7 protein-coding genes are annotated in these 12359 nt (G+C 68.8%); 3 read left to right on the top strand and 4 right to left on the bottom strand.

The window, feature by feature from the left end:
* The first annotated feature begins 1 nt into the window (after position 1).
* On the top strand, positions 2 to 1339 hold the full coding sequence (locus ABZT93_RS29455) for a S8 family serine peptidase (RefSeq protein WP_356110439.1): 1338 nt from the start codon (positions 2 to 4) through the stop codon (positions 1337 to 1339).
* Positions 1340 to 1470: 131 nt separating this feature from the next.
* Here ABZT93_RS29455 and ABZT93_RS29450 read toward each other — a convergent pair whose 3' ends face one another.
* Complete coding sequence (locus ABZT93_RS29450) at positions 1471 to 1746, bottom strand: hypothetical protein (protein ID WP_356110438.1); 276 nt, start codon at positions 1744 to 1746, stop codon at positions 1471 to 1473.
* Between the two features lie 813 nt (positions 1747 to 2559).
* On the opposite strand from ABZT93_RS29450, the gene ABZT93_RS29445 reads away from it, so the two are divergent.
* On the top strand, positions 2560 to 2865 hold the full coding sequence (locus tag ABZT93_RS29445; protein ID WP_356110436.1) for a winged helix-turn-helix domain-containing protein: 306 nt from the start codon (positions 2560 to 2562) through the stop codon (positions 2863 to 2865).
* 827 nt (positions 2866 to 3692) lie between these two features.
* Here ABZT93_RS29445 and ABZT93_RS29440 read toward each other — a convergent pair.
* Entirely contained in the window at positions 3693 to 5945 is a 2253-nt protein-coding gene (locus tag ABZT93_RS29440) for a DUF6571 family protein (RefSeq protein WP_356110434.1), read from the bottom strand.
* Between the two features lie 80 nt (positions 5946 to 6025).
* Positions 6026 to 6364: a hypothetical protein gene (locus ABZT93_RS29435; RefSeq protein WP_356110432.1), complete on the bottom strand. Its 339-nt coding sequence runs from the start codon at positions 6362 to 6364 to the stop codon at positions 6026 to 6028.
* A gap of 226 nt (positions 6365 to 6590) precedes the next feature.
* Here ABZT93_RS29435 and ABZT93_RS29430 point away from each other — a divergent pair, with 226 nt between their 5' ends.
* Positions 6591 to 7826, top strand: coding sequence for an amidohydrolase family protein (locus tag ABZT93_RS29430; RefSeq protein WP_356110430.1), 1236 nt, complete (start codon positions 6591 to 6593; stop codon positions 7824 to 7826).
* Positions 7827 to 8284: 458 nt separating this feature from the next.
* On the opposite strand, the gene ABZT93_RS29425 is transcribed toward ABZT93_RS29430, so the two are convergent.
* Positions 8285 to 12274, bottom strand: coding sequence for an AAA family ATPase (locus ABZT93_RS29425; protein ID WP_356110428.1), 3990 nt, complete (start codon positions 12272 to 12274; stop codon positions 8285 to 8287).
* Positions 12275 to 12359: the final 85 nt, after the last annotated feature.

Here is a 12359-nt window from a genome sequence, read left to right as displayed (position 1 = left end):
AATGGCCTTCACGCGAACGGTGCGTGTGCTGGGCGCCACGGCACTCACGGGCGCGCTGATCCTCGCGGCGGCTCCCTCTGCTTCCGCCGACCAGACCAGAAGCGACCAGTGGGCCCTGGACGCGCTGCAGGCCAAGGACGCGTGGCAGGTCTCCAAAGGCAAAGGTGTCACAGTCGCGGTCATTGACGACGGCGTCAACGCCGAGCACCAGGACCTTGAAGGGAATGTGCTCGAAGGCAAGGACTTCTGGGACGGGGACAACGATCCGTCTCCGGCGTCCGGAGACGACCACGGTACGGCCATGGCATCCCTGATTGCCGCACACGGGCACGGAGCGGGCGCCACCGACGGAGTCATCGGACTTGCTCCAGAAGCCAAGATCCTTCCCATCCGATGGGACATGCAAGGCGAGGCCGGATTCGCGGATGAGATTCGCTATGCAGTGGACCATGGCGCTTCCATCATCAATATCTCTGTCTCAAACCACCTGGATCTTCCTGAAGACCGCGAGGCGGTGACCTACGCCCTCACCCACGATGTCTTGATCACTGTGGCGGCCGGAAACGAAGGCGTGAACCGCATCGATTTCCCGGCAAAATATCCCGGTGTTCTGACAGTCGGGGGCGTGGATGAGAACGGAGTTGTTTGGTCCAAGTCGAACTCCGGGCCAGAAGTTCTGCTCACCGCTCCCGCTACACGTATCGTGAGTGCAAGTTCTCCTGGTAACGCGTTGCGGAGGGGGACGGGAACCTCAGATGCGACGGCACTGGTGTCCGGAGCCGCTGCCCTTCTCCGATCGAAGTTCCCCGACCTCACGGCAGGTCAGATCGCCAACCGCCTCACCAAATCGGCCGTTCTCCCCGCTTCCGCCAAGGGCCTTTCCCTCCCCGACGAGAAGTACGGCTACGGCGAGATCCGCCCGCTCGCCGCACTGACGGAAGACATCCCCGCGGGCTCGAAGTACGGCCCCCTCAAGGCCCCGACCTCTGCGCCTGCGTCCGCGAGCCCCTCCGCCGCTCCGAGCGCCGGCGGCAAGTCCGACGCCGACTACGCCGCAGAGGCCGAACAGGCGGACCAGAAGCAGACCCTCTTCCTCGTCGTCGCCGGTGTCATCGCCCTGGCCGTGCTCGCCCTAGTTGTGTTCCTGATCGTCAAGCGGTCTCGGCGCGACAAGAACAACCACGGCGGCCCCGGTGGTCCGGGAGGCTACCCCCAGTACGGCCAGCAGCCCGTCCCGCCGCAGCAGTACCCGTACCAGCAGCAGCCTGTCCCGCCGCAGCAGAACCCGTACCAGCAGCCGCCCACCCCGCCCCACGGCCAGTGGCCGCCCCAGCAGTAACTGCCAGGTGCTGGCCAGACAGGGCACCGGACTCGTGCGCCCCTGCTCTCCGTGCTCAGAGGAGTATGAGAGCAGGGGCGCGTTGTTCCATGAGGCCCGGACTTTCGGTGGCGGCTGAACGCCTGAGCGTTTCAGAGGTCAAGTGCGAGGGGCTCGGCTCGGGCAGAGTTGTCGCCCAGCCGACGGCACTCTCGGAACTCCGGCTCCCACTGCTCTGCCTCCCCTGTCGGGCGGTGGCAGTCGCAGCCGCAGCTGTGCGCCAGCAGCAGGCCCCTGCCGTGTTGCAGCGGGCCGTCCCGCAGTTCGCGGCACTCGGTGTGCACGTCCTCGTATCCGGGTCGACGGGCCAGCGCACACTCCGGGGACACCTCCCGCGCGTTCGCCGTGCCGACGGGCGGCACGCTCACCGCCCGCTCCTGGTTCGACGGGACGGCGGGAGTGCGGTGAGGACTTCCGGCTGCGGCGGGAAGTGCGGAGCGCATGCTCGGCACGCGTACACGACGAAGCCCGGCCCGGAGTTCTGGTGCACCACGGCCACCACGACGGGAGTCTCGGTGGTCACATGGCAGCGGACGCACATCCGTACTGGCTTACGGGTTCCCGCTTGTGGTCGCCGCGCCGCCACCAGATCCTGTTCCGGGGGCGGCACCGGCTTGGGTCGCCGCCCCTGGGCCGGAGATGATCCCTCGCCGGCCCGCTCGTTCCGCGTTCCCATCACGCAGCCCCTTCCGCACCGATGACGTGACGGTCGAGGTCGATGCCGAAGTCGGCCGCGAGGACCAGGGCCACCGGCGCCGCGCCTGGCGCGCCTCTTCGCGCTCTCGTACTTGAGAAGCCCACTCCGCCGCGAGCACGTACGGGCGCACAGAGGCCGCCGTCCGGCCGTCGAGCGGTGCGAACAGTCCGTAGGGCGAGCGGTGGGCGGGCAGCCGTACCGCAACGCGACCAGGCGTCTCCAGCTCCACGGCGAGAACCGGCGCGACCGAGCGGGCATGCGCCCTCCGCCTACCCGTACCAGGCGCGCACATGTCCAGGATCCAGCGCAGCAGCGCATGGATAATGCTCACTGTCATCAGCTCCTCAGAGGCTGGTGGCCATGCCCCGGGACCGTTCGCGCGGTCGCCGGGGTGTCGTCTGCCTGTTGACCTTACTAAGCCATGTAGAGCTATGTATAGCTCTCTGGAGATTCAGGTAGCTCGGCACCGACCTACGTTGCCCTTGTGAGTGACCGCAGTGAGGTACCCGACTTCGCCCCGCAGGGGGCCCAGCTCATCTACGTCGCCGTGGCCGACCACATCGAGGCGAGGATCCGAGCCGGACAACTGCAGCCTGGCGCGCGCCTAGCCGCGGAGCGCGATCTCGCGCAGGAATACGGCGTCGCTTACCTCACCGTCCGGCGGGCTGCCCAGGTGCTGCGCGACCGGGGCTTCATCGAGACCGTGCACGGCCGCGGGACGTTCGTCGCGGACCCGTTGCCCGAGGCGATTGCGGATTCCCGCACCGAGGGTGAAAAGCCGACGGAGTGACAGCCGAGTCCGGTTGCGCATCCCCGAGCAGCTGACCATCCGCGCCGTATGGTGCAGCGTCCCCACGCCTGAGAGGACCCCGGCCGTATCCCCCCTCGCAGCGTGAAGCCAGGCTGCGAGGGAAACTGAGATTCACGTTCTCAGGGGGTCGACTCCGAAAGCGATTCCGCTCCTTCGCACCGAAGGAGATCTTGAGCGACATAACGAGCAGTCGCGAGTGTCAGATCACGGAACGCCCTGGTTTCCGTGTCCTTCGTCCCGTCATGGTGCAGGTATGCGGCCTGGATCTGAACTTTCGAGCCAGGGTCATCGTTTGTGGGACAGGGCACGAAGAGGGCGCCAGCACTGTCGCTCGTGTATCCCTTCGCCGTACCCGCCTTCAATGCCTGGCGCCCGTCGGTCGAGATCAGTTTTTCGACGGTCTCGTCCTTGTAAGAGTCCCCGGACCAACGGTGGTAGGAGATCTGCAAGGCGAGGCCCCCTCCTCGGACAGAGCAGAAGCCCGTGGTGCCATTCTTCTCAAAGCCCCGCACCTCCTCGCTGTATGCGTTGCCGTGATCCCCGAGAAGGGGGGACACCAGATCCCCTGCGAGGGAACCATCACACACCTTTGACGGTACGGAAATCGCTGGATCCCCCCCATCTTGGATAGCCCACCACGCGACTCCTCCCGCCAGAACAGCGCACCCTACGGCAACAGCGGTCCAGCGTGTTCGGCGACTGGAGCGCCGAGCATCGGCGACTGTACGAGAGATGACCATTGCTATGAACCTCGGATCTCTTGACGATGAGGGGCGTCACCATACGAGTTGCGGCGCGCGCGGCGATCAGAGTCCTCTTGCTCGCGACCGGCCATCGCCGTAGTCCACATTCGCCTGGTGGTACACGGCGCTTCCGAGATCGCTGATCTGGTCCTCCGAGAGTCCTGCCTCCCGACCGGCCGTCTGGGTCGCTGCCTTGATCGCCTGGGCGCCCGTCTCGCGCCCGGCCTCCAACTGATGCCTTGCCTCGTCACTGGCCTCATCGCTGGAGTCGCGGGTGTAGTGCTCGACCACGGCCCCTCGGATATCCTCCACCACCCAGCCGACAGCATCGCCGGCGACAGGAATCTTGCTCGTGCCCATCCCCACGAGTCGGCCCACCCACTTGTCGCCGGTGGCCAGATTCTCGTTGAAATCGGCGTCGGAGGCGATCTTTTCGTCGTACACGGCCTGCGAGCGCGACTCTTCCATGATGCCGCTGATGATGGCGCCTGGAGCTACCAGGTCTTTGATCTTGTCTGTCGGTACGTCATTCCCTGTCCGGTCCTCCAGGGCCCCGGTGACAACTTGGGTAGTGACAGCCTGCTGCGCGTTGCTGATAGCGCCATACGCGTCGGGATCCTTGGAAACAGCGGCGACAAAGTCGGCCAGAGTGCCGTCGTTGAGGTCAGTGAGCTGCGAGCCTTCACCGAATGGTGGGAATGCCTCGCTGTCTCCCGCCATCGCGCTCTGAACGTCGTACATGTACTCGGCCGTCATGTTCCCCAAGCTGTCGGACATCGCGGTCAGTGGACCATTGTCCTTCTCGCTGATCAGGGACGGGTCGCTGCCGAACTTGTCGACCACCTGGTGCATGAGCGTGGCCTGTTCCGCCGAGTGGCCCGCTACGGGCTCGCCCTGATTGTCGTACAGCTGGCCAGAGACCGCGGTTTCGAGGGCGTGGCCCAAGGCGTCGGGGAAGTCGTTCATGGACTTCGTGGCGGCGTCGGGGTCGTGGCCGGTGATGTCGGGGAAGGAGTCGTAGTCCTTGCTCGTGAGGTAGTCCAGGTAACTGCCGGCCCCGTCGATCTCGGACAGCTCGCCCTTGTGGGTGCCGTTCTCCGCGTACGCCTCCATGGGTGGCGTGAAGTAGTCGACGGCGGCCTGCGGGCTGTGCCCCAGTGCCTCCAGGACGCTGTTCATCGGGTCGTAGCCGGCGCCGTTCTTGCCCGAGGGGTTGAAGCCGTACATCGGGTCGCCGAAGTCGGCCTTGGTGTTCGCGAAGAAGTACGGGTCCTTGGCGTGGAGTTGGGTGACGTGTTCGGCGATGGGGGTGAGGAAGCTCGAGTCGTAGTCGCCGTAGCGGAGGATGCCGCCGAGGAGCTGGTAGCCGTAGGGGCCCTCGTTCATGCTGTCGGGGTAGAGCTTGACGTGCTGTGTGCCGAGCTTGCGGAACTCCGCGGTCCACTGCTCGGACAGGTGCGGCTTCTTGTCCGGGTCGGTCGCGGTGGCCAGCGTGTTGCCCATGTTGCGCTGCATGTCCCGTAGCAGCGCCTTGCGTTCGTCGCTCGCGTCGGAGGTCTGGAGGGCGAGCTGGCCGTAGAGCTGGAGGCTTCCCTTCTGGCCGAGCTGCTTGTAGAAGTCGGTGGAGAACTCCGCGTCGCCACGGTTGGACTTCATCAGGTGGTTCAGCTCGGTCAGTTCGGTGTCGGTGAGCTTGTCGCCCTTCTTCATCAGTTCGGCGGCGTGGGTGGCGTCGGCGGAGTCGAGAGATGTGACGACCTTGGAGTTGAAGTCGTCCGAACGGCCGCCCAGATCGCGGCGCAGCGCCCAGCAGGCGCTCTCGTCGGCGTCGGCGGCCTGTTGCAGGACGGCTTCGATGCGACTGACCAGGGCGTTGCAGGCCTGCTGCTGCTCGCGGATCAGGGCCTGGCCGTCGGGGTCGTGGCGCGCGGCGCCGTGGGAGAGGTCGTTGCGCGGGGTGACGACCCCGGTCGCGCTGACGTGCAGGTCCTGCTTCTCGGCCTCGACGTCGGCGAGGTGGTGGAGGTCGTTCTTGGCCTTCTGCAGCGCGGTGTGCAGAGTACCGAGGACACCTGCGATGCCCCGTGCCTCCTCGTGGGCGTCGGAGAACTCCTGGTGGGCGGCGCGTACATCGCTGTCCGCCTTGGCCGCCGTCAGTACCGGCTGCCGCCAGCCTGCCTGCTTGAACGGCCGGGCCACCTCGTCACCGAATCCGGTGTGCAGCTGCTGGAACTTGGTGGCCGTCTCCTCCCAGCGGTCGGCAGCGGCTTTGAGGTTGCTGAGGTTGAGGTGGTAGAGCTGCTCGTACGTCGGCATGGCTGCGGTGGGTCCCCCGTGGTCCGGCAGGCTGTGGTGGTGTGAGCGCGGTCGTGATTGGGGCCGGGTGGGCAGGACGGTCATCCGAAGGGCGACTGGCCACCGGACAGTGAGCGCATGGTCTGCGTGTTCGCCGATTCGGTGTTCTGGTACAGCAGGCCCGAGCCGCCGCACTGCCGGGACAGCCCGTCGCATTTCGCAGCCAGCGCCGAGACCTGACTCGACCACGTCTCCGCCAGACCGCTCAGTGCCCCGCCCAGTCCGCCGTCCCAGTGGCCGCTGCCGAAGTCCCGGGACGCCGACCGGGTCTCGTCGACCGGGTGCATCCCGGTGGTCCGCGTCCGGCCCGCCATCTCGCCGGCACCGCTGCCCGCGCGGTTCAACGCCGCCGGATCGTCAATGTCCGTCCCGCCCGACATGACCCACTCCCCGTATCACTCACGTCAACGATCAGTAAGCGAGAAAATATCATCGCGGTACGGCACCGCCCCAGGCGTTCGCCGTCTCCCGCCCGGCGTGTTGGCCCACTGACATTCTGCTGAAACCGCACCGACCTCGCCGAAGAGTTCCCTCTCTTGCCGTCTCACCTCCCTCCCCCTAGCCTGCAATCTGACGATCCATCAGATACCGGCTAGGGGGCAGGCAATGGCCGTCACCACCGAGAGCGGAACCGGAGCGGGACCGGGCATCAGGGACATCCCCAAGGTCATCAGCGTGGACGATCACGTGATCGAGCCCGCGCACCTCTTCGAGACCTGGCTTCCGGCGAAGTACCGGGACAAGGGGCCGAAGCCGCTCACCGCCGGCATCGGGGACCTCGCGTACGTCGGCGGGAAGTACCGGTTCACCACCGATCCGGAAGGCCAGCTCACCGACTGGTGGGAGTACGAGGGAGACCTCTTCCCGTACAAGCGGATCATCGCGGCCGTCGGCTTCTCGCGGGACGAGATGACCCTCGACGGAATCACCCGCGAGCAGATGCGGCGGGGCTGCTGGGATCCCAAGGCCCGTATCGAGGACATGGAGATGAACCATGTCGAGGCCTCCCTGTGCTTTCCCACCTTCCCCCGCTTCTGCGGGCAGACCTTCGCCGAGGCCAAGGACAAGGAGGTCGGGCTCGCCTGTGTGCGCGCCTACAACGACTGGATGGTCGAGGAGTGGTGCGGGGACAGCGGGGGACGGCTGATCCCGCTGTGCCTGATCCCGCTGTGGGACGTCGAACTCGCCGTCGCGGAGATCCGCCGCAACGCCGAACGGGGCGTCAGGGCCGTCACCTTCAGCGAGATCCCGACCTATCTGGGGCTGCCGTCGATCCACTCCGGCTACTGGGACCCGTTCTTCGCCGCGTGCGAGGAGACCGGGACGGTCGTCAACATGCACATCGGCAGCAGCTCGCAGATGCCGGCCGCGTCCCCCGACGCCCCGCCCGCCGTGCAGGCGTCCCTGTCCTTCAACAACGCCATGGCGTCGATGATGGACTTCCTGTTCTCCGGGGTCCTGGTGAAGTTCCCGCGGCTCAAACTGGCGTACAGCGAGGGCCAGATGGGCTGGATCCCGTACGCCCTGGAACGCGCCGACGACGTCTGGCAGGAGCACCGGGCCTGGGGTGGGGTCAGGGACCTGATCCCGGAGCCGCCGTCGACGTACTACTACCGGCAGATCTTCTGCTGCTTCTTCCGCGACCGGCACGGCATCGAGGCCATCGAGACCGTCGGCGTGGACAACGCGACCTTCGAGACCGACTATCCCCACGTCGACTCGACCTGGCCGCACACCAAGAAGGTCGCCGAGGAGCACGTGGCCGGGCTGTCCGAGGACGTGACCTACAAGCTGCTGCGGGGGAACGCGATCCGGATGCTGGACCTCGACTTCGACCGATAGCCGATAGCCGATAGTCGATAGTCGAAAAGCCGAGCCGATAGCCGATGGCCGAGCCCGAGGCCGCCGGCCTCGGAGGCGGGCAGAGCCATCCCCCCGCCGAAAGGCGAGCAGCAGCTCACGGCGGCGCCCAGGGTGAGCGGGTCGTCGGCCTACGGACCTGCACGTACGGCCCCGTATCGTGCGCGACGGGGCGGGCCTGACGAAAGAGCACCTGGAGCGTCGGGGGATGTACGGGCGCACCTCCTCCGCCCGGCCGTCCTCCTGGTACACCCGGCGCCACTCCCAGCGCCATTCCCAGTCCCCGGCAGGAAACGGGCGGGCATCAAAAGACCCGACCGCTGGCGACGGGGGATGCACCAGCGGTCGGGCTGTGGCCAAGACTAACAAGGCCGTAGGAACAGCGGGAGCGGACTGCTCCGCTGCGGGGAGGAGTTGTGAGCGGGATCACGTCATGCGCTTCAGTCGCACGGAGGATCGTACGAGAGCCGCGGCAGGTACTCCTCCCAGACCCGGCGGGTCAGAACGTTCGACGTCGTGGCGCAGATGCGGCTGATCGCGTCGTCGACGTCCAGGTCCCACAGCCGGATGGTGTCCCCGCCGCTGGAGACGCCGAGCATGCGGCTGTCCGGGCTGAAGGAGAGGAAGCTGCCGGTCTTGGCGCTGGGGCTCATCGACCGCCCGATGGGTCCGGCCGCGGACGGGTCGGCCACGTCCCAGAGCCGGACCGAGTTGTCGTTGCCGCCGCTGGCCAGCGTGGAGCCGTCACGGCTGTACGTCAGCGACACGACCGCCTCGGTGTGCCCGGTGAGCGCCGCGCCCGTCTGCTCGGCATGCGCGGGGTCGGTCACGTCCCACAGCCGGACCGCGTCGTCGTCGCCCCCGCTGACCAGGGTGTGCCCGTCCGGGCTGAACACGAGCACGTTGACGGGACCGGTGTGCCCGGTGAGCGGCTTGCGGAGCAGGGCCGGACGGGCCGGGTCCGTCACCTGCCACAGCCGGATCGTGCCGTCCGCGCTGCCACTGGCCAGGGTCCGGCCGTCCGGGCTGAAGGAAAGGCTGTCGATGTACCCCCGATGGCCGGCGATCGGGCCGTGGGACACCGGGTGAGCCGGGTCGGTGACGTCCCACAGCTGGAAACTGCGGCTGTCGTAGGCGGTGGCCAGGGTGTGTCCGTCAGGGCTGAACGCCAGGGCGTCCGGCCCCATGAACCGGGAGCGCAGCACGAGCGCCGGACGGTAGGGGACGGGGTGGGCCGGGTCGGTGACGTTCCACAGCTGGACCCGGCCGGTGGTGAGCACCGCGAGGGTGCGGCCGTCGGGGGAGAACAGCACCTGGGAGAACGGGTCGCGCACCACGGGCGTGAACGGCTTGCCCAGGGCCACGGGCCGGAGCGGGTCCGTCACGTTCCACAGTCGGATCCGCCCGTCCCGCCCTGCCGTGGCGAGCACCTCGCCGTCCCGCCGGAACGCCCCGCTGCTGCCCACCAGGTCTCCCGCCGGGATCGACCACAGGCGCACCTTGCTGTCGCCGCTGCCGGTCGCGAGCGTACGGCCGTCGGGGCTGAAGCCCAGCGCGTACATCTCACCGCTGCTCCCGGCCAGCGGCTCGCCGACCTGCGAGGGGTACGCCGGGTCGCTCACGTTCCACAGACTCGCCGTGCTGTCCGCGCTGGCGGCGGCGAGCATGCCCCCGTCGGGGCTGAAGGCCACGGACCAGATGGGACCGGTGTGCCCGGTGAGCGGCGAGCCGACCGGGCCCGGGTCGGCCGGGTCGCGCACGTCCCACAGCCGGACGGTGTCGTCCGCGCTGCCGCTGGCCAGCTCGGTCCCGTCCGGGCTGAAGGCGACCGAGTGCACCAGACCCGTGTGCCCTTTCAGCACCCGGTCGTACGCCCGGGGCCGCCGCGGATCCGTGGTGTCCCACAGCCGGACCGTGTTGTCGTCGCCACCGGCGGCCACGGTGCGCCCGTCGGGGCTCCACGCCACGGACCGCACGGCGGCACCGGCACCGGACAGCGTGGTGGGCGGCCTCGTGCCGCGCAGGTCCCACAGCCGTACGGTCCTGTCCTCGCCGGCGGAGGCCAGGGTCCGGCCGTCCGGGCTGAACGCGATCAGGTAGATCGTGCCGAGATGGCCGGTCAGAGGGGCGCCGAGGGGCCTCGGCCCACGGGGGTCGGTGAGGTCCCAGCGCCGGATCTTCCCGTCGTCCCCGGCACTGGCCAGCGTCCTGCCGTCCGGGCTGAAGACCGCGCTGCTCACCCAGCTCGTGCCACCGGCGAGGGGTTCGCCCAGCGCCTTGGGGTGACTGCGGTCGCTGACGTCCCACAGCCGGACGGTCCGGTCGTAGCCGGCGGTGGCGAGGAGCTTTCCGTCCGGGCTGAACGAGGTGAGGTAGACGGCGCCGGTGTGACCGGTGAGCGCGGTGGCCAGCGGCGCGTTGACGATGGAGATCAGACGGCTGTTGGTGCCCTCGTCGTCGGGCCTGAGACGGTGGGCGACCAGGTCGATCCGGGCGGACAGCGACGGATCCGTGTACTGGACGCGGTCCGCCTCCGCGACGACCTGCTCGAACACGGCGTCGTTGCGCTGCTGCCAGGCGACCACCGCGGAACCCACGGCCACCATCGCGAGGACCACCAGTGCCGACACCGCGCCCCGGGCGATCAGGACCGTACGCCGGCGCAGCCGGACCGAGGCGGCCAGGAACTCCACCGCGCTGCGGGTCAGATAGGTGTCCCCGGCCGACTTCGCCCAGGTGCGCGCCTGTTCGAGCCGTGATCCCCGGTACAGCAGTGAGGAGTCGCGGTTCGAGCCCTCCCAGGAGCGGCCGTCCTCCTCGATGCGCTGGCGCAGCAGATGGTCGCTGCGGTCCTCGTCGATCCACTCGCGCAGCCGCGGCCACGCCGTCAGCAGCGCCTCGTGGGTGATCTCCACGGTGTCCGCGTCCAGCGTCACCAGCCGGGCGCGCACCAGAGCCTCCAGCGACTCCTCGGTCTTGCCGGGGTCGGTCGACTCCGCGGCCAGCTGGCGCCGAGTACCGCGCCGGCGGGTGGCCGGGGTGTCCTCGCCCAGCCGCACCAGGCGGAGCAGCAGCAGCCGGGCCGCCGTACGCGCCGCGGGATCCAGAGCGGACCAGGCCCGCTCGGCGGTCGCCGCGACCGCGCCCTGGATACCGCCGGCCGCGCGGTAGCCGGCCACGGTCAGCCGGCCCGCCTTGCGGCGCTGCCAGGTCGCCAGCAGGGCGTGCGAGAGCAACGGCAGTACGCCCGCGTCGTGGGCCCCGCGCGGGCCGTCGGCGCTCACCTCGCGCACGATCAGCTCCGCCAGCCCCGGTTCCAGCTCCAGGCCCACGGCCCGGGCCGGACCGGTCACGGCCTCACGCAGTTCCCCGCCGGTGAGCGGCCCGAGCACCATGTGCCGGTGCTGGAGCGCGTCGGCCAGTTCGGGGTGGTCGAGGCAGCGCTCGTAGAAATCGGCGCGGATGCCGAGCAGGACGAGGGCGGGCGCGGGCACGTCCGGTCCCGCGGGCGTGCAGGCCGCGTGCAGCAGTTGGACGAACGTACGCCTGGCCGTCTCGTCCGAGCAGAGCGTGAACGCCTCCTCGAACTGGTCGACGATCACTACCGGCCGGGCGGTGGCGGCCTCGCGCTGAGCCCACGAGGCGACCGCTTCCCGGACGGCGTGCGCGAATTCCGGAGGATGGTCGATGTCCGGTCCGCTGGTGTCGGTGTCGGTGTCGCTGCCGGAGACGAGCGGTTTCAGCTCGGGTATTCGGGCGGTCAGTTCCGTGAGCGGGTCGGCGCCCGGCACGAGCTGGACGACCGTACGGTCGCCGTTCGCGCCGTTCTCGTTCTTCTCGCCGGCAGCGTCGAGCGCGCCGTCCTCCAAGGCCGTCACCAGACCCGCGTTGAGGAGGGAGGACTTGCCCGCGCCCGAGGCGCCCACGAGCATCACCAGACCGCCGGTGCCGGTCCCGGCGGCCGAGCGGAGCAGCTCGACGAGGGCCTTCGTGCTGCGTTCCCGGCCGAAGAACCAGCGGGCGTCCTCCTGCCGGTAGGAGGCCAGACCGCGGTACGGGCAGACCCCGGCGGGGGGCTCGGGCTGGGGGCCTTCGTCCTCGTCCGGCGCCAGCGCGCGCTCCCACAGCCGCTGCCACTGCACGAGGTCGTACAGACCGGCCGAGACGGGGGTGGGACTGATCCGCCGGGCTTCGGGAATCAGGATGTGCAGCACGGCCGCGAGGGCGGTGAACTGAGCGGGCACGTTCCGGGCCCGCCGCCAGTCACTGATCCGCTGCGCGGACACCCGGACGGGCCGCCCACGCTCGTCCACACGCTGGAGCCGGCCGACTCCCTCGGACACCCGCTTGAGGGGCGGATTCCCTGCCTCTCTGTACAACAGTGCGAGACGTTCCGCGAAGGCCGTGCGTGCTCCTGAGTCGGAGCTCAAGGTCTTCCACCCCTTACTTCCCTCGCGGTTGAATCCGGACCGGAAAACTCACTTTATATGGCTGACCTGCGGTAACGCACTGCTT

The sequence above is a fragment of the Streptomyces sp. NPDC005303 genome (assembly GCF_040607335.1).
In the GTDB taxonomy this organism is placed as follows: domain Bacteria; phylum Actinomycetota; class Actinomycetes; order Streptomycetales; family Streptomycetaceae; genus Streptomyces.
This window is presented reverse-complemented; position numbering and strand designations above follow the sequence as displayed.